Source organism: Sphingopyxis sp. Geo25, assembly GCF_949769135.1.
Taxonomy (GTDB): Bacteria; Pseudomonadota; Alphaproteobacteria; order Sphingomonadales; family Sphingomonadaceae; genus Sphingopyxis.
In genome coordinates this window covers 150402-174873 of record NZ_CATKOZ010000007.1, presented here as the reverse complement: position 1 = coordinate 174873, position 24472 = coordinate 150402, and the positions used below count along the sequence as shown (strand labels likewise).

General features: G+C 58.8%; 13 protein-coding genes and 1 tRNA gene. 4 read left to right on the top strand and 10 right to left on the bottom strand.

The window, feature by feature from the left end:
- Positions 1-52: 52 nt before the first annotated feature.
- The 9 genes from QOL68_RS16565 to QOL68_RS16525 all read right to left on the bottom strand — a co-directional run bounded on the left by QOL68_RS16565 (position 53) and on the right by QOL68_RS16525 (position 19835).
- Positions 53-844: an HNH endonuclease gene (locus tag QOL68_RS16565; RefSeq protein ID WP_282950151.1), complete on the bottom strand. Its 792-nt coding sequence runs from the start codon at positions 842-844 to the stop codon at positions 53-55.
- Entirely contained in the window at positions 844-2760 is a 1917-nt protein-coding gene (locus QOL68_RS16560) for a hypothetical protein (protein ID WP_283404330.1), read from the bottom strand. The genes QOL68_RS16565 and QOL68_RS16560 overlap by 1 nt, the downstream gene beginning before the upstream one ends.
- Positions 2744-7246, bottom strand: coding sequence for an Eco57I restriction-modification methylase domain-containing protein (locus tag QOL68_RS16555; protein WP_282950149.1), 4503 nt, complete (start codon positions 7244-7246; stop codon positions 2744-2746). Before QOL68_RS16555 ends, QOL68_RS16560 begins: the two co-directional genes overlap by 17 nt.
- Positions 7243-10023, bottom strand: a complete 2781-nt coding sequence (locus tag QOL68_RS16550; protein WP_282950148.1) for a DEAD/DEAH box helicase — start codon at positions 10021-10023, stop codon at positions 7243-7245. Before QOL68_RS16550 ends, QOL68_RS16555 begins: the two co-directional genes overlap by 4 nt.
- Positions 10020-15170: a DEAD/DEAH box helicase family protein gene (locus tag QOL68_RS16545; protein WP_282950147.1), complete on the bottom strand. Its 5151-nt coding sequence runs from the start codon at positions 15168-15170 to the stop codon at positions 10020-10022. Before QOL68_RS16545 ends, QOL68_RS16550 begins: the two co-directional genes overlap by 4 nt.
- A 170-nt stretch (positions 15171-15340) precedes the next feature.
- The gene (locus QOL68_RS16540) at positions 15341-16462 is read right to left on the bottom strand and encodes a Fic family protein (protein WP_282950146.1); all 1122 of its coding nucleotides are present in this window, start codon (positions 16460-16462) and stop codon (positions 15341-15343) included.
- A 269-nt stretch (positions 16463-16731) separates the two neighbouring features.
- Positions 16732-16816 (bottom strand) — tRNA-Leu (locus QOL68_RS16535).
- 61 nt (positions 16817-16877) lie between these two features.
- Positions 16878-18164, bottom strand: a complete 1287-nt coding sequence (locus tag QOL68_RS16530) for a site-specific integrase (RefSeq protein ID WP_282950145.1) — start codon at positions 18162-18164, stop codon at positions 16878-16880.
- 216 nt (positions 18165-18380) lie between these two features.
- Positions 18381-19835 carry a coniferyl aldehyde dehydrogenase gene (locus QOL68_RS16525; protein WP_282950144.1) on the bottom strand — a complete coding sequence of 485 codons (1455 nt, stop codon included), beginning with the start codon at positions 19833-19835 and terminating at the stop codon, positions 18381-18383.
- Between the two features lie 646 nt (positions 19836-20481).
- Here QOL68_RS16525 and QOL68_RS16520 point away from each other — a divergent pair.
- From QOL68_RS16520 to QOL68_RS16510, 3 genes are all read left to right on the top strand, one after another.
- Positions 20482-21669, top strand: coding sequence for an acetyl-CoA C-acyltransferase (locus QOL68_RS16520; RefSeq protein WP_282950143.1), 1188 nt, complete (start codon positions 20482-20484; stop codon positions 21667-21669).
- 190 nt (positions 21670-21859) lie between these two features.
- The gene (locus QOL68_RS16515; protein ID WP_058454769.1) at positions 21860-22324 is read left to right on the top strand and encodes an RcnB family protein; all 465 of its coding nucleotides are present in this window, start codon (positions 21860-21862) and stop codon (positions 22322-22324) included.
- 110 nt (positions 22325-22434) lie between these two features.
- Positions 22435-22830, top strand: coding sequence for a hypothetical protein (locus QOL68_RS16510; RefSeq protein ID WP_282950142.1), 396 nt, complete (start codon positions 22435-22437; stop codon positions 22828-22830).
- 34 nt (positions 22831-22864) lie between these two features.
- Here the strand turns inward: QOL68_RS16510 and QOL68_RS16505 are convergent, their stop codons facing one another.
- Positions 22865-23323: an SH3 domain-containing protein gene (locus QOL68_RS16505; protein WP_282950141.1), complete on the bottom strand. Its 459-nt coding sequence runs from the start codon at positions 23321-23323 to the stop codon at positions 22865-22867.
- 126 nt (positions 23324-23449) lie between these two features.
- On the opposite strand from QOL68_RS16505, the gene QOL68_RS16500 reads away from it, so the two are divergent.
- Entirely contained in the window at positions 23450-24448 is a 999-nt protein-coding gene (locus QOL68_RS16500) for a 2-hydroxyacid dehydrogenase (RefSeq protein ID WP_282950140.1), read from the top strand.
- Positions 24449-24472 lie beyond the last annotated feature (24 nt).

The following is a 24472-nucleotide window of genomic DNA, read 5'->3' as shown; positions in this document are numbered from 1 at the left end:
TTGGTTCGCGCAGCGAATAGAGCGGGTCGCCCGCAGGGGAGCGCCCCCCAATTTACGCAGATACCCATTTGTTTGCGCGGTGCCATGCAAGTCTTTGACGATGTTCATCAGAAAGAATGAGCGGCTTCACATCATCCAGACGCAATTCGGTTTTGGCCTTGTCGCTTAGCGTTGGTGAAGGAATCGCACGCCCGCTATCGTCGAAGCTCAGCAAACCCGCGTCAAACGCAGCGTCCCAAAGTGAAGATAGGAGCAGCCCATTATATACGTTCAGTCGTTCACCGTCGCTGTCACAATCTACCCACGGGACGATATGAGACGCCCGTAGCAAGGAAATGTCATTGATGCCGGTAAGTGGGCAAGTGGCATTCCAGTAGCTCATCAAAGCCGAACGGAAACGGTCTTGACCAATCCGTATTTTTTGCACGCGATCAGCCTCAGTGTCGCCAAGATGAGCGATGTCCTTGTGATATTCTTCCAGTGGCAAAGTCGGCAGGCTCATTGACAGCCGATAGGCTTGGCTAACGCCGCCAAAGAATGCGTCACGATTGGCGAATGTGAACGCGGCGGCATGCCCCTTTGCCCAAGGTGTAGCTAGGTCGCCGTCCATTTCACGGGCGGCACCGGGATGTTCGACGGATAAGAAGAACGGGCCAGCCATTCCCGCCGCTGTTGCCGCTACGGCGATTTCACCTGGAGCTGATGCGGATCGGAAGAATATCCAACCTGCTGCTTGTTCCGGGCCAACACGGTATCCGTGTTCATTGGCGGCATCGCGCAATTCCGAGGCAAGTGCGAATGGATAATCATAGAGGCGCGATGCGGTGGAATCGGTGATCTTCATTACAAGTCCGCCGCAAACAGGCGTTTGTCAGGCGGCGCGCCATGCAGTTCCAAACGTTGCCAAGGCTCCTTGCGATATGCTTCGGGAGGTGCTGTCGTGGTTGTCACGATATATTGAAAGAGGGGAGACGGTCCCATGCCTTCCAGCTTATCGCCCAACATGAAGAGGCGATTATAGATCGAAAGTCCCAAATCTGCCTCGCGTGGGCTGTCGTGAATCAAGAATGCGGGAAGCTGGGTGCGCCCCTCAATTGTGAGGAGCAGAGCGGCAAGATCAAATGCGACGATCTTCAATGAATCCACCGCCGCGGTTGATCGTTCCCCGCCCATCTGCAAGCGCAGGTTCAAATCGTTTTGGTCCAGATTGATCGTGCCGCTGGCACCATCGGGAATCAAAAATTTGAGAACCGCGTCGAACAAGAGCGAGAGGCGTGCCACGGTCTGAAGGGACGCATTTCGTTGCTCAGTCGCCTTGCGGGTCTCTTCGCCCTGCGTCGCCGTCAATTCCTCAATGGCTTTCGCGCTGCTTTGCAACTCGCCCAAATGCGTTGTGTATCGCGTGCTCATGGCGACGTCGCCCTTCGCTTCGGACTGACGTTTCGATTGCTCGATCAACGCTTTTTCGAGTTTGATAACGGCATCAGCAAGCGGCGCAAGACCTTGCTCGGCTGTCGCCTGCTGGTATTTTAGGCTGTCTTTTTCCGTGGTCAGGCCGCTGATGTCATTCGCCAGCGAAGTGAGCTGGCCGACCACATCGTCCTTCTCTTGTTGGCGCTCCGTCACAAAATCCTGAGCGGCCTGATCCATCTTTTGCCCGCATGTTTTGCAGACAGGGTTTTGGACATCGTAAACATGGGTATGAGCTTTGGCCGCTGCGTTATCGAGGATCTTCTTAAATTCGCCCTTCGACGCCAATTCCTTGTCGATCTCCGCAAGCCGAATGTAGATCGGCTGGAGTGCCTTCTCCGCTGCCGCCCTATCCGAGCGGGCTTTGACTAATTTGGCCTGGAGTTCTGGGTCAACAGCGGACTCCACCGCTTGGGCAACCTCAGTCGCCTTTTCTTTCCAGAAATCAGGCTGCGCGTCGATGCCGCCAAATTTCTGCGACAAGCCAGCCTGCAAATCTTCGACAAGATATTCAAGGCGGCGGCGCTGGTTCCGCGCTTGCTCAATCTTGCCGCCGAGGTCGCGCGCCGCTTTCGCCGCCGTCATTTCGGCGGCAGAAAGTGCATTGATAAGCAACCGGACAATGACGAGCCGGTCTTCCTTCGATAGTTGCCGTTGCCGTGAAGCGGATTGGGACTGGGTTTGTGCAGCTCGCCAGTCGAGCGCAGCGAGCAAACGGCATTCCTGATCGCGGGTTAGCCAAGCAAGCGTAACTTCCCACGCTTCTTCGGAAGGATGCAAAAGGGGCATCCGGCTTGCAGCCTCTGTCATCAACGCTTGCGTTACCGCATCGCGAAATGCCGCAATGCCCGTGTTGGCCATATCCCCGACAAAGGCGTCGTCGAGCGCTTCACCCTTCGCGCAATAGTGGCGGTTGCCGGTGCCGATAGGGCGGACGACAATCCAGGTTTCGCCATCAAGAACAATCTCGGCCCCGACATAACCATCGGGAAGCTGCCTAGCGATCATCTCTCGCAGAGTCTGAGAACCAAAGCTATTCTCACCCAGGCAATAGCGCAGCAGGCGGCAAAAACTGGTTTTCCCACCCCCATGCCCCATTGCCTCATTGTCCTTCCCGGAATCGGGCGACCAGATGATGTTCAATCCCGGCCGCAGGGTAACGTCGCGGATCACGTTCCCCACACCGCCCCAGATCACCAGCCGTCGCACCCACAGGCGCGGCCCGGATTGGTCCGGTGCTGGCACAACGTCATCGAGTGTGATTGCGAGAAGATCAGGCTGCGATGGCAATCCAGTCCCTCTCTTCTTGTGGCAAGGCGGCAACCGCCGTGTTGGTCGCTATGCTGCGCATCGCGTGAAGGACGAAGTCGGCACGGCCATCCGCCCAGCCGAGAGCGGCATAATGGTATATTGCTGCACCGCGATCCCATGTGCGAGCCTGCATATCGTAGAGTATCGACCGTTCGGCGCGCAGCTGGTCAATTGCATCGGTGAAAGCGGTAGGTGTTGCCCCGCTGAATGCGGCAACAGACGTGCTGGCTTGTAGATCGGCCTGATTACCGACAATTCGTCGCCACTGAATTCTCTGATCGGGCGAAAGATAGTGCATCAGCAAATGCGGTTTGGCCGCGAACAACGCCGCGAGCCGCACATCTAGCGGCGAGACGGGGCCAACCGTCCTTTTCATGATCGCGGCGAAAATGTGTCGAAGATCAACGGCTGCGTCGATGCGGTGATCCCATGCGTCATCAGCCACTGCACTCAAATCCGGCGCGGCATTTGCCAATTGGTCATAAGCGGCCAGCACCAGTCGCGCCGTGCGATATTCGCCATACTTGGCGATTTCGTTTTTCTGAAGGACGCGGAAGGTTTCGCTCGGATAATCTTCGCCCATCACTTCCTTCGGATCGAGGACATAACGAAGTTCATCGCGGGACAGGCCATAAGCGCGCGCATACCAACCGTCGAGATCGGCGCGGAGTTGCGCTCGGCGATCTTCGTTCCAGGCGAAGGGCGGCCCTTCATAACAGAGGTCGCGAGCAAAGGGAGCCATCGCATGGCTCGTGTAAGCGAGTTCGAGAACGCGCGGAACGATGAAGGCAAGGTCACTTGCAGTATAAGCCGTTGGAGGGAGGATAGGAAGTTGTTGGTAGATGAAGAAATTGAGATGAGTTCCACCAACTTTATGCCGTGCTATAAAATCGGCCGATAGGGATGAGAGGTTGCCAATCAGTGCGGCAAGTCTCCGGCAGTCTATGGATTGATCGAAGAACATCAGCGGCAAGTTATTACCTACACCACTTGCAGGAAATAGGCTGGATATTATCGTCCGTTCATTGGTGGCGTTGGTAATATCACGCCATCCCATCAGCCAGCCGTGTAGCCAATTTTTGCTGCGTATGCGGTCTCCTACATCACCTTCCCGAACCCAATAGCGGGGGCAAGGTTCAAAATCAGCATCGACTTTTTCAACGAGCGAAACATCGCTGCTGGTCTCACCGCTGTTATCATAGCCTGCCCAGCGATGATCAAATTGGTGGATCATCTTTGCTTCATAGAGCGGCACATAGCGGTCGGTCGGTCTTGCGCCGCCGGTAGAGAGATCAAGATGAGCGGCGTCATGGCCGCCCAACAGGTCAAGCGCAGTCTGTTTTGGGGTTGTCCCCGCCGGGCCGACCCAATCTCGCCCGTCACGCTCATACCCCGCAGCTCGGAGCTGAAGTGCGTTGCGGAATAGCGCACTGTCTGACGTCATATTAAACAGACCTTGGCGGAACTCGACACCCCAAGGGCTGCCGTTGACACCCTTATCCTCCTCGATCAGCACCGGAACGCGGGCATAGATTTTGGCAGTAAGATCGGCATCAGCCTGCGCGCGAAAAACGGGTGCGGTTTTTGTGTTTGGATTGATTGCAGCGATCTGCGCCGGGGTGAGAAAGTAGTGTCGCCGAACGTCTTCGAGGTCGTCCATCTCTAGGATATACGCGGTAAATTCGGCTGACTCTTGGTTGGCACCGGCCGTAAAAAGCGTGAAGGGCGTATCCGGATGAATGGCAGGAAAAATTCGCTTGGCATTGTCAAATGCCAAAGATGACACAAGCCGACCTTCGCCAACAACGGAACTGAAAAAAGCGCTGGATGAAAAATCTGTGATAATGCCCGTGGGCACGATCACACCGGCTCGCCCTTCGGCTCCGACTAACCCCAGAAAATGTTCAGCGAACAAACCGTATGTGTTGACCTTCCCTCGCGCTGTCAGATCGAAACGTCCGCTCGCTCTTGCGAATTCGTTCATCGCATCGAAGCCACGTTTGTCATTCTCAAACTGCGCAAATATTTCGGGCTGTTCTGCCTCCAGCGCCGCAATCGCGCGCTTGCGAGTTGCACCCTTGAGTGACGCAATTTCGGGAACGCGCGAAGTGAAATATTCCTCCTCGCCAAGCTGGACGACCTCCCAGGGCGGATTGCCGATCACGACATCGAACCCGCCTTTGCCGATCATCACTTCGGGAAACGCGAGCGGCCAATGCAGTGCCCGTGCCGTCTCCGCCACATCCACTGCTGCTGCCTCCAACGGTACATAAATTTGCGCGCCGCTCAGCTTGGCGCGCACCGCCGCTGTCGTCGGGATCATCGCGCTATTGGCATTGGCCGGAATGCCGCCGCGTTTGGCAATAAGGAACGTAGCTACATAAAGATCGCAGGCGACCTTGGTTGCATAGCGTTTGGGGTCTCGCACCCAAGCGGCAAAGCGACTGCGCTTGGCTTCCACGTCCGCCACCGTATCCTCGGGTAGATCGCGCAAATGTTCCATGTCCGTCGAGAGCTTCGCCGGCGGCAATCCGCCACCGCCGCCCGCCGCCCAATCAAAGCTGCCCTGACCTTCGCGTTCGGCTTTGTTCTTCTTGCGGAACCAGACGGCAGTTTCCTTGTCATCGCCGGTCAGCGGTTTGTAGGCATCGTCTGGAATGCCATCTTCCAGCGCCTTCAAGTCGAAAATACCAAGCAGGCTGTCACCGCAGACAAGATTGGTATCGAGGAATCCAAGCGGCTTGCCCGGCTCCACGGTTTCGATCCACAGCGCGACCTTGGCGAGTTCAACCGCCATCGGATTGCGATCAACGCCGTGGATGCAGTTGCGGGCAACATCACGCATCGCGCGCGCATAATCCGGCGCATCGATGCCGTCGGCATTCGCCCTGAATTGCGCCACGCGCGTCGCCATGCGCCGCGCTGCACCCAGCAGGAAATGTCCCGAACCACAGGCAGGGTCGATGACGTCCAGCGCAAGAATGGCATCAACGCCGCCTTCGGCCTCGGCGCGCTCAAGCACGGGATCTAGCGCACTGTCGAGCAAGGTTTGAACAAGGCTATCGGGTGTGTAATAGCTGCCCGATATTTTGCGGGCATTGCCTTTGGCCTCTGCGCCGCCAGCAAAGGCGAAACTGCGCCCATCATCGCCGCGCACCGGCACGAGTTCGAGCAACCCCTCATAGACCGAGCCAAGTTCCTCGGTCGCCATATCGCGCCAGTTGATACGAACACGGCGGCCTTCCTCGATCAGCCACGACAGGCGAAAAATGGCGGTCAGGAAATTCCGATTTTGTAGAGCGGCGGCATCGAGATCGGGCGTCAGCCCGCGCGCGAACAGCCCGCCCAGAGCGGGCAAGCCAAGCTGCTTTTCACCCTGTTCGAGTGCGCGGAGGACAATCTTCGCCCCCTCCCACGCATCATGATGATGGTCATGCGATGAGCGCTTCGCGGCGCGATCGCGCAAATATGCGAAGCCATAGCCATTGGCGTAAAGTTCGGTCGCGGCTTTCGTGGCGCTTGGCGGATGAAGCAAGTCGCGGTCTTCGGCGACGGCTAGGAAAATCATCCGATAGACGAGCCGCAGCAATTGCTCGAACCACGCTTGCATGGAGAGGCTGCCGTCATCAAGCCGCCCACGAAGGGCGGGATTGCCGTCGAGAAAACCTTGGCCCAGGGCTATAAGCGCATCCTCGACATTGCCGCGCAGACGGTCACGCGCCGCGGTGCCTGCCCGTTGGCCAGCCTCGCGCCATCGCTCCAAAGCACAGTCGCTCGGGCCTGCGTCCTCCGCCCCGAACCGGCTCGAGTGAATCAACAACCAAAGGGCCGTGAAATCCGCAAACATTTCATCACGGAAAATCGCGCCAATATCGGCTTCGACATAGGCAGGACGGGTGAAACTGGCATTGTCCCGCATCAACCGCACCCGGTCGCCAGCGAACACAAGTCCCCAGTAAAACTCAGGACTGGCGTTCAACCAATCTTGCAGCAAGATGGCAGGTGATCGCCGCGCACTTCGCCCATCGGCCCCGTCGCCAAATTCAGGAAGCGATTTTGTGAATGCTTCGCCGCCGTCGATAGGCGCTGCGACGACGATAGGCACTCGTCCGCCTTTTGCCTCCCACGCAATACGAAAACGGTGATCATCGCGCGCATGAGTGTGTGGGCCAGTCAGCGCAAATCCAAACGCTTCCTCCAGCAAAGCTTTAACGAAGGCCGCCGTCTGGGTGACAGTGGGGGATTCGATACGCGCATATCCCTGCCAATGAGCTTGGCCGATCCGGAAATAGCGCGTGATTTCATCGCGCAGGCTGGTGCCTTTCGGGCAGCCATATTCAGCGGCGGTTTTCAAATCCGGCGTGGCAGCGGCGATGACAGCAAGTTGTTCAGGCGCGATGAGTCCGCCTTCCACACTGATCGCAGCAAGGCCAATATCGGCGGCACGTTTTTGCGGGCGCGTCACGCCGGCACACCGGGCAGCAAGGCATAGAGTCCGATAATATCGGCGGGCAATACAGGCGTCACTTTCACGGAAACACCGCCACCTGCTGCATCCGTGAGCCTAAGATGATCCTCGGATAGCGCCATCGCCCGCTCGTTGGCGAAGTCGGCGATAGCCTCTGAATATCCCGCAATCCGGCCCCTGGCATTGTCGATATGGCGGATGCGCGTATCGCTTTCCAGATTTTGGGAGGCTTCGGCTTCAAGAAGCGCAAGTGCTTCTATGCCGGAAAGCGAAGCGATATTGCCGGTTCCTGAGAAGGCGATACCGGTCGCCTCTTCCGCCAAAATCAAGCGATTGGTGCGGCCGCTCGTTACCAATTGGAAGCGAAGGCGAAGGAGGAGAAGGGTTGTCATCTCGGCAACGGCATTCGTGCGCCAAGCGCCCGCCCGCCCCAAGGCCTTGTTCTCCGAGCCAAGTGGATCAAGCGCACCCTCTGCCAAGGTTTCAGCGAGCGTCGCGACGAGCGGATGAACGCGGCCAACATAGCTAACCCCAGGTGCCGGATTATCGGTGAAAGCAATCTTGCGCGTGCCTTTCAGCCCGCGAAGTTCAAGCCGTTCCTTCATCGCATCTGGCAGCGCTGCCAGATGGACGAGGCGGTGGTCGCTCACCTTTTCGAGTGGCGCGCCAACGCGATTGAGGGCACGGCCCGTAAAGCGCGCCACTTCCTCTGGCCCGCCGTTGAGCGCGCGCATTTTGCGCCATTCCGGTATGACCTCATCGGGTTTGAGTGCGCCTTGGGCATAGCGCGCCCGGCTGGCCTTCGCGTTGTCAGCCGTATCCCGCCATTTCGTGTCGAGGCGTTCGACATCAGGGCCAAAATCGAATCTGAATTGCGCTGTGCTGCCGCCTTTACGAAGAAGGACCGCCTGCATAAGCGCAGAGGCAACGCCTTCCTGATCCTCAGGCATTGGCACGTTCACGCCTGTTGCCTTTTGAATTTCAGCGGCCTTGCGGATGATGACATTCAGAACAGCGCCATCAATTGCGCTATTGTCACCATACATCATGATCGAGCGAACGATAGCCGCTTGCTGGCCGAAACGATCCACCCGCCCCTCTCGTTGCTGGTGCCGAGTTGGATTCCAGCTCAGGTCGTAATGCACTACAGTATCGAACAAGGATTGCAGGTTTATCCCTTCTGACAGACAATCTGTGGCAACAAGGATGCGGTTTTCAAAGGGTTCGAGGGCATCGACCCGCGCGCGACGCTCATCGGGAGTGAGCGTGCCGGTAACAACCTCAATCTTGGCCTTGGGCCACGCCTTTCGCAGAGCCGCACCAACCGCCTCCGCAGTCGCGATGAAGCGGCAGAAAATGACTGGTTTTACGCCATCTTTCAGTAGCGGTCTGAGTTCGCCCTGCAATCGCCGTACCTTTGGATCTTCATCGCGGCGCTCGTCGAGGCGATGAGCTTGGGCAATCAGACTTTCTAGGGCCGCACATTCTTCGTTGCTTTCACTGGCGGTGGCAGGCTCGATGTCACTCTCATCAAGGAGACCATCTTCGGCATCAAAGATTGTCGGTTCGATGGTGTCTATATCGGCGATTCCGCTCAGCCGGTTGGTAAGCGCGCTGGCCGCTGCGGCGGGTGAAGAACCAACGCAACGCATCAACGCAAGGGTTCCCCAAAAAGCTAGCCGGCGTGTGCGTTGGTCAAAGCCTGCCCGTTCGGTGACGGCCAAACAGTAATCAAGCACGTCTTCGTGAAACGAAGCGAAATCGCCGGTCAGTGAATAAGGCGCTTCCTTGGCTTCATGTTTGGCAAACGCGCGAACCTCGTTCCAGCCGTCTTGAATATCAGGACGCCGACGCTGGACAAAATGCTGTGCAAGTCTGCGAGCATAGCGTTCACGAGCATTGGTATCGCCACTTTCCGCTCCTACTCCCAGGTCGCTATGCACGAGTCCAAGAAGGCGATTATAGGCACCTGCATCCCCGCTATGCGGCGTTGCTGTCAGAAACAGCATATGGCGGTTATTGTCGGTCGCCAGACGTTGCAGCAGGTCATAGCGTTGCTGCTTTCCCCGCTCGCCGCCAACACAGGCATGGGCTTCATCTACGATAACTAGCGGTGGACATGCGCGAGCGAATTCGTCGCGGCGACCATCGGCTTTAATATAATCGAGGCTGACGACGCTAAACGGGAAAGCATCAAACAGGCTCTGAGCCGTCGGAAGCCCTCGTTCTAGTCCGCGAGCTTTAGAGGAAGTGACGGCGACAGCATCAATGTCAAATTTTTCGGCGAGTTCGCTTACCCATTGGTCAACAAGATGAGGCGGGCAAAGCACAGAAAAGCTATCCACCGTGCCGCGGTCCAGCATTTCGCGCAAAATCAGTCCGGCCTCAATCGTCTTGCCAATGCCCACGTCGTCAGCAACCAACAGCCTCACCGTCGGGAGTTTTAGCGCCATCATCAACGGAACAAGTTGATAGGCGCGCGGCTCGACGCCCAAATGTGCTGAACAACGGAAGGGGCCGGCCCCGCGTCTGAGCGAAAGTCGCAGTGCATCCGCCAACAGACGCGCACCGTCCTGTGTGTCTATGCGGTCTGTCGTTGGAGCTGCAAAACTTGCGGGCGTAACAGGCACGGCCTCCAGAGCCGGTGCAATCACTTGAGAATCAGAATCTGCGCCGGATAGTGGCCTGATGGTAAGCAGATTATCGACGGACGATGGCAGCACCACCCATTCACGACCGCGTGCGCGAACCAGATCGCCAGGTGAAAAATTCATAGCATTGCCAATGCGGCTAGTAGCTTGGTTGGAGGCTCGATGCCGGGCTCGATCGGTAGCTCTATAATTTCAAGAATACCCAATGCCGCAGCTTGTTCAACAAGCTCGGGCGGAGCTTCGCCCGCCACCCCGAGGACGTCCTTGGTCGGCCAGTATAAAGGATATAAAATCCCGCCTATCTTCAAGGCACTCGGAGCAGTCAGTCCCCAAGCTGAAATAGCGCTGTGCCAAGCATCGCCGGGCATTTCACCTGCAGAATCTGAGTCATCCGCAGTCGCGAGAGCGCACAGAAATTCAACAATATCATCATCTCGCCTGTCAATCAGTTCGTGATCTGGCTGATTGAAATATGAGAGAAGACAGCGATAACATCCCGCCACACAGGCATCTTCGTTTGTCGCGATGGTGCTGGGGGAAAACGGCCCCTGATAATGCATCAGTTCAAGGGCTTTACGCGCCACTTCAGGCAGAGCTTGCGGCTGCGATGCAAGGCGGTTCAAGACCCCTGCGCCGCCTTCAGTCGCCTCATATAGCAGAATGGTGTTTCGGCAATCTCGCGTTGGTAGTGCTTCACCAAGCAATTCGCCTTCTTCCAATTCAAACGCGATCTGAATTCCGCGAATCAGTGCGTGCTGCAAGGTTGCCATCTGTCCCTGAGTGAGATTCGCTACAGGGCGAAGCAACATCGCGTTTTTGTGATCTTCAACGATCGGAACAATACGCTGCACTTTTGCACTAGCGACATCGCCTTCGTCAGGGCCGTCATCGTCTGCACCGTTCAAGCTGTCCTTCATCCAGCGGCCAGTTTGAGGTTCGATGCAAAATCCGAAGATAGACTTCGACTTTCGCCGCCTAAGCCCCTTGTTTATGCGAGAGAGTTTCGTGCTTGCGCCATAGTCAACATACAAAAGTGGCTCTGAGTTAGACGTAACTAACCTACGCCTGATGTCGGTAACGCCATTTTTCACAGGCCATTGGAAAACCGTTTGTATTTCAAAGCCCCGGCGTTGCCGGTCTTCGTCATTCGCCGTGATGCGGGCTGACGGCGATGTTTCGACATTATCAATGCGATAAACGGTATCTATTCGATCCACACCGCCAAGTGATGCAGCGCAAGCATGGCACCGCTCCAGCAATTCGTCGTCGTGGGCAGCGCCACATTCAGCACAAAGAATCAGGGTTGAAGTTGTGAGCTGGCCATTGTCCGCACGGCCATCGGCGGGCAATTTCGCCTTTGTCACTCGATAGGCACGGCCTTCATGGTAGATCAGGCTGTTTGGCCCGAATTCGGAAATAGCTAGAAACCTCGGGCGTTGTAGAACCGAACTCTGGGTGGCGGGGATGAAGGCATAGAGCGGCAACCGTGGGAAATTATAGCCTGGTAGGAAGCCCTCGGTTGCCAAGTAGCGATAGGAGTAGAAGTCGGAGCCATTGGACGCTCGACCTCGCTCCAGAATTTCAAGCTCTCGCGAAGCATTACGATAGCGCGTGGCGGCCGCCGTGCGTTCTCCGGCCATCAAACCCGTTTTTTGCTGTATGGCGTGAGCAAGCTCTTGCTCTTGCCGTGCACCGCGGTGAAGGTTTCGCCAGCGGTCAAAAGTCTGGGAAAAAGCCTCTGTAGCGGTGCCATCGGTTTCAGATACAAAAGCGTCAATGTCGTCCAACCACGGCGCGTCTGTCCGCACAATTGCTGGCAGCATTGCCTCGACAAGCCGCTTCAAAATCGGTCGGGCCGCTCCGCTTTTGGACAGTCTCTCAAAACGATTACGGATCTCCGGCAGGACAGCGAGCGCCGCATCCGTCATATCTAAATTCTCAGGGATTGAGGCTTTGAGAGGCACGGAAGCTGCTGCCAGCCATTCGGCGTGTAGATGACTGGTCAGCAAATCACGGTTCGCGAGATCAAGTGCAGGCGGACGAACCACGCCTGCAACAAGCGCCTGACGATCAGAGAAATAATACTGATCGTGGGGTGACTGGGCAGCACAATATGTGACAACAAGCGCCGCTTGCCCGCTCCGTCCCGCACGGCCCGATCGCTGAGCATAATTAGCCGGTGTTGGCGGCACATTGCGCATATAAACGGTATTAAGCGCGCTTATATCAACGCCCAATTCCATCGTAGGCGAACAAAACATCGCAGGCAGGAAATCTGTGGGCTCACCTTGCTCGCGCATCCGGTCAATATTTTGTTTGATGCGCAACTGATCGTCTTTTTCAAATCGAAAACGATCTTCACGCCAAGCTCGCACTTCATGATCGACTTGAGCGGTGTGCTCGCGGGCCTCGAACGAGAATGGCAACCCGCCTGGCTGATTCAGCATGGCGGCGATTTGGGTATAGAGATCACGGAAAAACGGATTTTCTCGTTTTTCATCGGCCCGCTTGTTCGCCGGAAACAGTCGCAAAGCCGATGGTGACAGACGCCATGCTGGAGCATCGAAACCCGAAGAAATGCGTCTTACTACCTGATGCGCCTCTGCTGCCTGCAAAAGCGTGGTCAGCATTTCTTCATAGTCTGCGTTCGGCAGCACTTCGCCCCAGATTGCCTTATCGCGAAGGGCTTTGCCCAAATTTGTCCGCCATCCGGCGCGAATGATCAAGATATCGTCGATCACCTTAGACTGGTCTTTTTTTGGCGGATTGATCATCAAGAATCCGCTTTCGCGCAATCCATCCTCTTCATTACGATCAATGGCCCAAGGGTCGCACAGCCTCTGGCGCGACTCTTGAGCAGTTTGCAGGACACGTTGCCGATCCAAGGCATCCGTCGCGACAGCAAGCCCTTGGCGCATGTGCTGAAAGAGGAGTTCATAGAGCTTACGTCGTTGATCCAACGAGGCAGCGCTCAAATACGAATTCTCAGCAAATTCAGAATCGTCGCTTATGAGGTCATCGAGACCCGGAAAGCGGGCGGAAATAAGCCCCACTTCTTCAAGATTGGGATTTGTATAACGCCAACCTTTGCGCAAGTCAGACCAAAGGCGATGCGCAAGCACTTCATTCATTACTTCCTCTGCCTGCTGCCGATTGCTGTAACCTTTCGCATTCGGATCGAGCATCCAGTCTGCCAAACGGTCAGGTATCTCCAGTTCAAAACCCAATGCGCGCCTTATGGCTTCCCCAAATTTTGCAGGAGCCAAGCCCTTCTCGCCAGCATCGTTGACGGCTCGCAGAATCGCACCACGTAATAGCGTTACGAAAATGAAATCGTTGAAATGCCCTGCTTGAAGTGCCGCGTCCTGGCGGTTGTCAGTGAAGCCTAATAACTTACGAGTGTGAGGGTCGAGTGACCCATCGCGTTCCATCCATGCCAAAATCACCGATACGATCAACGTCGTCGCCGAACTGCGCCCTTCCGCCGAAAGGCCAGCCAATTTGTTTATGTCACGCGCTTGCTGCGGAGGTTGATGTTTGCAGCTTGGGCAAAAGCGGTATTTTCCGGGAAAAAACCAAGCGGCTTCACCTTCGGAGCCAATTATTCCATCGGTTAAGATATTGAGCAATTCACCATCATGTTTTCCACGATGCGAGGATTTGAGCCGCTCCTGTCCGGAGGCCGTTACTTCCTGCCAATCATCGGGGTAGTCGCTGGGAATTCCAGAAAATTCGACATTGAATGCCGGCACAAGAAACCCGGTTCTCGTTCCATCAGCTTCTGGTTCGTCACGGGCGGGTTCATCAATCGCGCGTGCAACAACACGTTGTCCAACCAGATCATTTACAACCGAAACGCTATGATGCTCTTGGCCGCATTCGCGGCAGAAAAAGAGCGGATAAAGTCGTTTCTCGGGGTCGTCCGGCAAGAATAACTGGCCATCCAACGTGACGCGCCGAATGCCGACGGGCTCAAGCGTCGCATATGCTCGCCCAGCACCCGAAATAAATCTATGGAGTTTGAAGGCCAGAAACGCCCTCTGGCTCGCCCCGCCGCGCTCGACTTCCGGCTTACCAATCAATGCGAGCATTTTAGCGAGTGACGCTAAACAGTGGGCCAAAGGCAATGTCGTTTGCGCGGCCAAAACTTCAGCCGCCGCTTTCAACGTGATTGGCGGTCTCCGACGCAGCTTCTCTCCCTCTTGAAGCCCAATCTGGGTTTCAATCCAGCATGCTAGCGGATGAGCTTCTAGTTGCTGATCCGTCAGATTCTCGGCGATCGGTTGCTGCACGATAGCCCGCAACTGTTCGCCCATCGTTTCGATCTTCACCGCGGTTGAGGTCGCACGTTTGAGCGACTCATCAATCACACAGCTTGCAGGGATCGGAACGCCGAACAATTTGGTGGCGACATCCGATACCGCCACAGCCCGCTCATGATCGTCTGGCGAACTCGACATGGTTGCAGACGTGCCGATGCAAATTAGCTTTTTGTCGGCACTCAGACGCTCTTTGACGCGACGAACGAGCATCGCAACGTCAGCGCCTTGCCTGCCGCGATATGTATGCAGCTCATCCAGCACCAAGAATTCCAAGCCCTGCGCGTTCCCGATCACAGCTTGGTCAAGACCGTCTTGGCGCGTCATGAGCAATTCGAGCATCATGAAATTGGTGAGCAATATGTCAGGCTTTCGCTCTGCAATCTCCCGCCGTTCAGCGTCGTTTTCTTGGCCGGTATATCGTGCGACCGTCGGACGTAGATTCTCGTCAATATCCGAGTCATCGATGTATTTTTTGATCTCTCCCAACTGGCTGTTAGCGAGAGCATTCATTGGGTAAATTATGATGGCGCGTGTGCGACGTGGCTCACCGGCACGTCTCGCCCGCACAATTGCGTCAACAATGGGCACAAAAAAGCAGAGCGATTTTCCCGAGCCAGTTCCGGTTGTGACGACAAAGCTCTCTTGATTTCGCGCCTTTGCAACAGCGCGCTCTTGATGCCGGTGAAGTGTGACCGGCGCTCTTTTTTGGCCAAAAGCAAATATTTGGCGGAGAGCTGGATCAACTACGCCATCATCGGCCAACTGATCCATTGAGCTACCTTGCTCAAAATGGGGGTTAATCGTTATAAGTGGGTCTGGCCAGAATTTCCCGAGATCATATATCGCGTTGACTTGCTCAGTAATATCTGGCGCTTTGATAGTAGAAAATGATCGTGCGAAAGCAGCGTAGCGGTCAACGAGCGCTTTATCCAAGTCAAAAATGTTCACGCGCGCGCCCCCCCAATCAGTGTCAGCGATTAACAGCCCAATGGTGAAAATGCGAGGTGTTTCACCAACATAGACGCAGTTTCATGATCTTTGGACTGAGCCTCGATCAGTCGTCCGATTCGCTTGGATTACAAGGATTTCCGAAGCATTCTTCCGGATCGTCGCCCCGTTTAGTGGGGCTCCGCAACAATGTCCTGCACAAGTCGATAGCGCGCGTAGCGACGCTCACCAGTTCGGAATAGCGCTCCCTTCTCGATCAGGTCGTTCAAATCTCGTGTCGCGGTGGCAAGGCTAGCTCCGGTGATCGTCCGGTAATTTCCGGCGCTCAACCCGCCCGCGAAACCATCCGGTCCTTCACGGAAAATGCGAAGCAGCGCCTTTTCCTGACGTTCGTTAATCGCGCCGCCTAAGCGATCGAGCAGCCGCGTCTTGTCGATCAGGAATCGGATTCGGGTAATCGTTCGCGCCTGCGCCTCGATCACAATATCGGCAAACCATATCAGCCAGCCGTTGATGTCGTTGCTCTGGCTGCCAAGCTGAAGCGCAGCGTAATAGGCTTTGCGGTGACGATGGATCGTTTCCGCGAGCGCTGTCAGTGTCGGTGCCGCGAGGTTTTGGGCCAGTGCCTTTTCAGCAATCGCGCGACCGATCCGGCCATTGCCGTCTTCAAAGGGATGGATGCTCTCGAACCAAAGGTGCGAGATCGCCGCACGGGTGATCGCGGGAAGCGGGTTTGGTGACGAAGGCGCGCTGTCATTGAACCACGCAATGAAGCGGGACATTTCCATCGGGACGGTATCCGACGGCGGAGCCTCGAAATGCACTCGCGGCTCGTGGAGTGCGCCCGACACAATCTGCATTGCATCTTCATGCGTCCGATAGCGGCCAACATCGGCAATATCGCGGCGACCATTCATTAGCATCGCGTGCCACGCAAACAGGGTCTGATCGTTGAGCCGCTCAGCATGATTGCGATAAACATCGGCCATGAGTTCGGCGGCCCCGGCCTCTGCCGCGCTTGCGCGGCGCTGGTCGGTGGCAAAGCCCAGATGCCGTGCGAGCGACGACTGGACGCTGGCACGGTCGAGGATCTCGCCCTCGATGGCAGAGCTATCGACAACCTCTTGGGAGATTAGTTCGATAGTCAACCCATCGCGCTCATCAGTGTCGAGGTGGTGGAGGGCACCAATGACGACGCCAGAGCCTTTCAGGAACTGCTCTTCGGACGCGCGGATGCGATCCGCGTCGAAGCGGAAATCAGGCCAGTCGGGAAGTTGCCAATTCCAGCTCATGATCGATAGGATGCCCTTCTATCAATCACGATATAGGCCAATTATGATTGATAAAGCGATAGCCAATCAATCATCAAGGACAATTGTCGCTTCGCGTCGTCGATTTGTGGCGATGGCCGCATCCCGGATGGGTTGCCAAGTGCCAGCATGACAATGCCGTTCGATTGTCATTTCGCGCAGCGGAGCGCGGGCCGTGCGACCCTGGGGCGTCCGCTGATGCAGGCTCCTGTCCCCCGTGCGGTGGACTTTTCAGAGCCTGCTATCTTGGATGGTGCGGGCGGTGGGAATCGAACCCACACTCCTTGCGGAACGGGATTTTGAATCCCGCGCGTCTACCAATTCCACCACGCCCGCGTTGGGAGACGCCTATAGCGCCGCCATCAAAACACGCAACGGCAAACATAAGCTATTTGGCTTAGGTTGCTGGCATCAATGCGTTCTTTCGGACGGCGACTTTCGGGGGCTTAGCCTTGCGAACATTGACGGCGGATGCGTCGATGTTGTTCTTCAAGTGCCGTCCGTAAAACTTCTCGATCATCTCGACACTGGTGCGGCAGTTCTTGGCGACCTGATAAATGTCCGCCCCTTCGAGCAATCGGAGGCAGATATAGGTATGCCGCAGGCTGTAGCAGGTGCGGATGTGGCCATCGCGGTCGAACTTCAGATTCAGCTCGTCGAGGACGGTGTTCATCAATTCGCGCGGCGATTTCCCGAATATCCGGTCGGTCGGTTTGAGCCCCTTGCGTTTGCGAACGCGCTCGAAGGGCAGGATCGCACCGGGCATCGACTTGCAGAAGCCGACCCCGCGCTTGCCGCGCACCTCGATCTCCAGGATGCGCTCGCCAGTCGACTCGTCTTTCACGATCGTGACGTCTCGCAGCTCAAGCCGAGCGGACTCATCGGGTCGAAGTCCGGTGTTGCCCATGAACAGAACATAATCGTGGAAGGTCTCGCAAACTTCACGCCAGCGCGGCTTCGGCGGGTTCTTCGCCCGCTCGCGCGTGGCCTCATAAAGCATCTTGTATTCCTCAGGCGAGAACCACGCGCGATGCTCCACCTTGCCGGACGTCTTGTAGGGCGCTGACATATCCGGGATTGCCGCAATCCAGCCCTTGCGGTTGGCGGTTTTCAAGACCTGCCGAAGCGTGACGATCTCGCCGTGCAAGGTCGCACGTGCTGGCTTCTTCGGCTTGCCGGTTCTGGGATCGAGCCTCGATGTCTGACGGTGCGCCCGATACTCCTGCACCTTGCCGGCCGTTATGTCCTCAAGCGCGGTGTCGCCAAAGAAGGGTAACAGGTGCACGCGGATGTGATCTGACTTCGATGCCACATATTCCGCGTTGCGTTCGCCCAGCGTGATTACCTCGAACTCGCTGGTGAAAGCATCTGCGGCATCCTTAAAGCTGGGGCCAGTCGGCGTTCGCCGACGCCGACCATCGGTCGGCGCGCCGGTTCCGGCGATCGGGGGCTGGACGGTGCCGTCCAGCAAGGCAACACCACCGCGTCGGCGTTGGCGGTCCTCGACGCAACGCTCCATATACCAGTCGCGCGCGAAATCCTTGGCGGCAGCAAGGCTGACCTCCTTGGTCGTCTGCCGGTGGTTGCGGCTGCCAAGATAGGTCGAGCATTGCCAGTAGCGGCTGTTCTCACGCCGATAGACGTGCAGCGCCCCATCCATCAGCAGATGGCTTTCTGTCGGCATTGAAAGAACTCCAAAATGTGTAAGACATGTGTAAGTCTTTTTGGAGGTCTCGTCCTTGCTCAAACTATTGATTTTGCGTTGTTTTTGGCTTACTTTATTAGGCTAAACGCAATTTTGAGTCGAGCGCGTCTACCAATTTCACCACAGGGGCACAGCATCGGCATGGTGCCGAAAGCGCGGCGCTTCCCCTAGGGCGAAGCGCCGCCGCTTGCCAAGCTATTTCTTGAGTTCTTTCGCCAGCGTCTTGGCGGTCGCCTTGCCATAGGGCGGCTTGAAGCCCGCGAGCCCCGCGACATCGAGCTTCGGCTGGCGGTAAACAGCGCGCGCGTGACTGAAGGTCCTGAAGCCGTCCAGCCCGTGGTAATTGCCCATCCCCGACGGCCCGACCCCGCCGAAGGGCAGATCCTCCATCGCATTGTGGAACAGCACGTCGTTGACCGTGACACCGCCCGAGATCGTCCGCGTCAGCACACGGTCCTCCTCGCTCTTGTCCTGCCCGAAATAATAGAGGCCGAGCGGGCGGTCGTGCTCGTTCACATAGTCGATCGCGTCGTCGATCGTCTTGTACGTCTTCACCGGCAGGATCGGACCGAAGATTTCCTCCTGCATCACCTTCATCTCGTCGGTCGGATTGCGGACGATGTGGAGCGGCATCTTGTGGCCGTTCGCGCTCGCAAAATCCTCGCTTGCCGGGTTGACCTCGATCACCTCGGCGCCCTTCTCGCGCGCATCGGCGAGATAGCCCTGCAGACGGTCGTAATTCCGCCCGTTGACCACCGACGTATAATCGTCGTTCGACAGCAACGTCGGATAGAGCGCGGTCGCACCCTTGACGACACTGTCGATCACCTCGCCTTCCTGATCCTCAGGCACGAGCAGATAGTCGGGCGCGAGGCAGATCTGGCCCGCGTTCATCATCTTGCCGAGCGCGACGCGCTGGCCGACGAGATCCTTGTTCGCGCTGCGCCCGATGAAGGTCGGCGACTTGCCGCCGAGTTCGAGCGTCACGGGTACCAGATTATCCGCCGCCGCGCGCATGATGTGCCGCCCGACGCCCGTCGCGCCGGTGAAGATCATATGGTCGAAGGCGAGCTTCGAGAAGGCGATCCCGACCTCGGCATCGCCGGTGAACACCGCCATCTCGCTTTCGTCGAAATAGTCGGGCACCAGCCGCGCCATCAGCGCCGAGACATTCTCCGTAAACTCGCTCGGCTTGATCATCGCGCGGTTGCCCGCCGCGAGGATGCCCGCCATCGGCACGAAGACCATGCCGACGGGGAAGTTCCACGGCGCGACGACGCCGACGACGCCCTTCGGCTGATAGACGACCTCTGCCTTCGCACCGAGAAGGCCGAGCGGGAAAGTCGGCTTGCGCTTCTCACCCTTCGACCAGGCCGCCATATGCTTTTTCGCGTGCTTGAGCGCGCTGACCGACGGCATGATATCGGTCATCAGCGTCTGTTCGCGGCTGCGGTGGCCGAAATCCTCGCTGACGGCCTTGGCGAATTCCTCGGCATGATCGACGAGCATCGCGACCGCGCGGTCGAGCCGGTCGGTCCGCACGGCGAGGCTTTCGGGCATCGCAGCCGTAAAGCTCGCCTTCTGCGCCGCGAGCACTTCGTGCATCCGCGCGGTTTCGCCGGCAATATCCTGCTTGATCGCGGTGGCCATGACCCGTCTCCCCTTATGATCTGCGGGCGCTGTTTGATCATGCCGCGCGGTTAGTTGCAAGTTGAAACCCGCGCGCGGTGTGACCAAGGCGCTTGTGGTTTGGGTTCCGATGGCAGGCATCGGAAAAGCGGGGAATGCGGGCGGTCCGAAAACCGACCGGAATTGGACATAAGCGATCCTCCCCGGCACGGGGAGGATCGGAGACGCCCGCTCCCCACCCCAATTCCGACATTCCCTCTTCGTCATCCCGGACTTGATCCGGGATCCATGGGCACCCTCGCCTTCTGGACCCCGGATCAAGTCCGGGGTGACGAGGGGTGGCGGACTGTGACGCTCCCCACCCCTTTCCGGACCTTCAACAAGCCATATCGATCTTCGCCGCCCTTCCCCAAACGCCATCCCCAAAAACCGCTTTCCTACAATATCCGGCCATGCTTCAAGCTGGCGGATGCGCAGTCTCTTCCCGATCCGCCACGCCATTCACTCGTCCTCCATTCCGCAGCGTCGGATTCGACGGGTTCGCCAATGGGCTGACCTTTCCTGAACTTTGACGGGTCGGTGTCGGCGGCGTGATGCCCCTTTCGCAGATGCAGCATTTGGGTTAAACGCGCCGCCGATCCAGTTTTCCCCTACGGAGTCTCATGCCATGACCGCCACCGATCCCGTCGTCTTCCTGTCCTATGCCCGCACCCCGATGGGCGGCATGCAGGGCGCCCTGTCGGACGCGAGCGCGACCGATCTCGGCGCGACTGCGGTCAAGGCGGCGGTCGAACGCGCGGGCGTCGCCGGCGACGATATCGAGCGCATCTATATGGGCTGCGTGCTGCCTGCCGGGCTCGGCCAGGCGCCGGCGCGTCAGGCCGCGATCAAGGCGGGCCTGCCCAAGTCGGTGCAGGCGACGACCGTGAACAAGGTCTGCGGCTCGGGCATGCAGACGGTGATCATGGGCGCCGAAGCGCTCGCCGCTGGCAGCGTCGATCTGGTCGTCGCGGGCGGCATGGAATCGATGACCAACGCTCCTTATTTGCTCAAGAAGCATCGCTCGGGCGCGCGCATCGGCCATGACACCGCCTATGACCATATGTTCCTCGACGGGCTGGAAGATGCCTATGAAGCCGGGCGCGCGATGGGCACTTTCGCGCAGGATACCGCCGACGCCTATCAGCTCAGCCGCCAGGCGCAGGACGAATATACCCTCGAATCGTTGAGCCGCGCCAAGGCCGCGATCGCCGACGGCGCCTTCGCCGCCGAAATCGCACCGGTGACGATCGCCGGCCGCAAGGGCGACGTGATCGTCGACACCGATGAGGCCCCGGGCAAGGCGATGCCCGACAAGATCCCGACGCTGAAGCCCGCCTTCGCCAAGGACGGCACGATCACCGCCGCGACCAGCTCGTCGATTTCGGACGGTGCGGCTGCCGTCGTTCTCACGCGCCAGTCGGTCGCGGACGCCAAGGGCGCGAAGCCCGTCGCGCGCCTTGTCGCGCACGCCGCGCACGCGCAGGAACCGAAGGACTTCACCGTCGCCCCGGTCGGCGCGATCAACAAGCTGCTTGCCAAGGCGGGCTGGTCGATCGGCGACGTCGACCTGTTCGAGGTCAACGAAGCCTTCGCCTGCGTCGCGATGTTCGCGATGCACGACCTCGGCATCCCGCGCGAAAAGATCAACGTCCACGGCGGCGCGACCGCGCTCGGTCACCCGATCGGCGCGAGCGGCACGCGCATCATCACGACGCTGATCGCCGCGCTCCAGCGCCACGGCAAGACGCGCGGTATCGCCAGCCTCTGCATCGGCGGCGGAGAGGCGACGGCGGTGGCGGTCGAGCTGGTCTGAACCGTTTTCGGCGAAAGTTCCGGGGCGTCGTCGCAAGACGGCGCCCTTTCGTCGTTTGGGGCGCGACAAATTGCGACACTAATGACCTGAAAATAAACGCGTCATTCCGGTTTGGTTCAAACCGGCGCGCCTATTCCATGCTTGTCATCGGGCAGATCCCCTCCCCCTGACGATGCAAAGGAATGGCACAATGAAGAGCAAAATTCTCACCGCCGGCCTGATCGCCGCGATGATGGTCCCGGCGATGGCACAGGCCCAGACCGGCGAACTCCGTCGCGACCGTCAGGACATCCGCCAGGAACAGCGCGACCTGAACCACGCCAAGCGCTACGGCGATCGCGGCGACGTCCGCGATGCGCGTGACGATGTGCGCGATGCGAAGCGCGAATATCGCGAGGACAAGCGCGACTGGCGCCGCGACGCGCGCTATCAGAATTACCGCGCTCCGTTCCGCTACCAGCAGTTCCGCGTCGGGCAGGCGCTGCGTCCCACCTATTACGCCCCGGCCTATCGCCCCGCATGGGACCGCCGTTGGGGCGTGCCGCGGGCGGGTGCGGGCCTGACCTATGTCCGCCACTATAACGATCTGCTGCTGGTCAACGTGCGAACCGGCAAGGTGGTCAAGGTGTATCGCAACGAGTTCCGCTGGCGCTAAATGACGGCGGATCGGGAAGGGCCGGGCGCGAAAATCGTCCGGCCCTTTTCGCATTTGCTTGCCGCGTCGATCGGCGTAGCTTCGCCTCACCTTGGATGGGGAGAGGTCCGATGAAGAAAATCGTCCTGCTGGCTGCGCTTTCGATGCTCGCCGCCTGTTCGCAAAAGACTGAAGAGAAAAAGGAAACGCCTGCCGAACCGGTCGCCGAAGCGACGCCCGCACCGGCAGCCGACTCGGGAACGGCCCCGGGCACCTATGACGTGAAGATGGCCGACGGCACGATGGGCACGACCACGATCAACGCCGACGGCACCTATGTCGACACCGATGCCAAGGGCAAGCAGGTGAAGGGACTCTTCGCCGCCCACGACGGCAAGGATTGCTTCGATCCCGAAGGCGACGAGATGGGCATGTGCTGGGCGGTTTCGAAACCCGCCGCCGACGGCAGTTTCACAGCCACCGCCGACGACGGTACGGTCGTGACGGTGACCCCGAAGAAGCAATGACGAGGCGCGCCTGACGTCTGCCGCAGGGGCGCGATCAGTCGCCCCAGATATGGTCGGTCTGGATCCAGCCCTTGCGGCCACCGACGTTGAACAGGCACCAACCTTTCTGGCAGTCGGTGATCCGGCCGACGACCCCCGGTTGCGCGCGAAAGGCGACCGCGGCGGACGTATCGGGCTCCTCGCGCATCGGACGGATCTCGCCGGTCACGATCGCGGTGCGCGTGCGGCTCAGCAGCCGTGCCGCCATCCAGCCCTGTGTGCCGTCGGGATCCTCGATCTTGCGCCAGGTCTCGTGCCGCGCGATCACCTTCACCGGCAGATCCTTGCGCCGATATTCCCACGTCACGGGCACGTCGGGGGACGGCCCCTTGCGCATCCGCGCCTCGTCGACGCTGATCGACGCCCAATAGGGCAATTCGACGTCGGATTGCGCGGCGGCCGGTCCCACGGCGGCAAGCAGCAACAGGCTGGTCAGGATCTGGCGGCTGGTCATACCCTTGCCTTGTCAAAGTCGTGCCGGCATTTCAACCGTTCGCCGCGCAAAAGGATGCGTTCGTCCCCAGCCTTTTCGCGCCGCCCCCTCTTGACCCCCGTGCCGCGGCGCGCTCTACCCGCGGCCATGCCCGATTCATCCCGCCCGAAGCGCCCGCGCGTCATCGTCACCCGCCAGCTGATGCCGCATGTCGAGGCGCGCATGGCCGAATTGTTCGACGCCCAGCTTTCGGCGCACGATCACGCCTTCACCAAGGACGAATTGAAAGCCGCGGTCGCGGACTGCGACGTGCTGGTGCCGACGGTGACCGACGAGATCGACGCCGAAGTGATCGGCGCGGCCGGCGAACGGCTTAAGCTTATCGCCAATTTCGGCGCCGGCGTCGACCATATCGACCTCTCCGCCGCGCGCGCGAAAGGCATCATGGTGTCGAACACCCCGGGCGTCTTCACCGAGGACACCGCCGACATGACGATGGCGCTGATCCTCAGCGTGCCACGCCGCCTTGCCGAAGGCGAGAAGCTGATGCGATCGGGCAAATGGGCCGGCTGGGCACCGAGCGCGATGCTCGGCCACCGCGTCGGCGGCAAGCTGCTCGGCATCATCGGCATGGGGCGGATCGGGCTGGCGGTCGCGCACCGCGCCCGCGCCTTCGGCTTGTCGATCCATTACCACAACCGCCGCCGCCTGCCCGAAGCGATCGAGGAGGAACTGGGCGCGAGCTATCACGCCAGTGTCGACACGCTGCTGCGCATCAGCGACGTGGTGACGATCCATTGCCCGCATACGTCCGAAACGCACGAGCTGGTGAATGCCGCGCGGATCGGGGCGATGAAGCCGACCGCTTACCTCATCAACACCGCACGCGGCGAGATCATCGACGAGAAGGCGCTGATCGCGGCGCTCCAGACCGGCCGTATCGCGGGCGCGGGGCTTGACGTCTATACGCACGAACCCGCGGTCGACCCGGCGCTGCTCGCGCTCGACAACGTCGTGCTGCTGCCGCACCTCGGCTCGGCGACGATCGAGGGCCGCGAGGCGTCGGGCGAAAAGGTTATCGCCAACATCCGCGCCTGGTGCGACGGGCATCGCCCGCCCGATCAGGTGCTGGAGGGCTGGGCCTGAACCCAGCCTCGCGGGGCGGCGCAA

Excerpts from the sequence above, each read along its gene's own strand:
- QOL68_RS16565 (WP_282950151.1), bottom strand. The coding sequence starts at position 844 with ATGAAGATCACCGATTCCACCGCATCGCGCCTCTATGATTATCCATTC.
- QOL68_RS16550 (WP_282950148.1), bottom strand. The coding sequence starts at position 10,023 with ATGAATTTTTCACCTGGCGATCTGGTTCGCGCACGCGGTCGTGAATGG.
- QOL68_RS16540 (WP_282950146.1), bottom strand. The coding sequence starts at position 16,462 with ATGAGCTGGAATTGGCAACTTCCCGACTGGCCTGATTTCCGCTTCGAC.
- QOL68_RS16530 (WP_282950145.1), bottom strand. The coding sequence starts at position 18,164 with ATGCCGACAGAAAGCCATCTGCTGATGGATGGGGCGCTGCACGTCTAT.
- QOL68_RS16525 (WP_282950144.1), bottom strand. The coding sequence starts at position 19,835 with ATGGCCACCGCGATCAAGCAGGATATTGCCGGCGAAACCGCGCGGATG.
- QOL68_RS16520 (WP_282950143.1), top strand. The coding sequence starts at position 20,482 with ATGACCGCCACCGATCCCGTCGTCTTCCTGTCCTATGCCCGCACCCCG.
- QOL68_RS16515 (WP_058454769.1), top strand. The coding sequence starts at position 21,860 with ATGAAGAGCAAAATTCTCACCGCCGGCCTGATCGCCGCGATGATGGTC.
- QOL68_RS16510 (WP_282950142.1), top strand. The coding sequence starts at position 22,435 with ATGAAGAAAATCGTCCTGCTGGCTGCGCTTTCGATGCTCGCCGCCTGT.
- QOL68_RS16505 (WP_282950141.1), bottom strand. The coding sequence starts at position 23,323 with ATGACCAGCCGCCAGATCCTGACCAGCCTGTTGCTGCTTGCCGCCGTG.
- QOL68_RS16500 (WP_282950140.1), top strand. The coding sequence starts at position 23,450 with ATGCCCGATTCATCCCGCCCGAAGCGCCCGCGCGTCATCGTCACCCGC.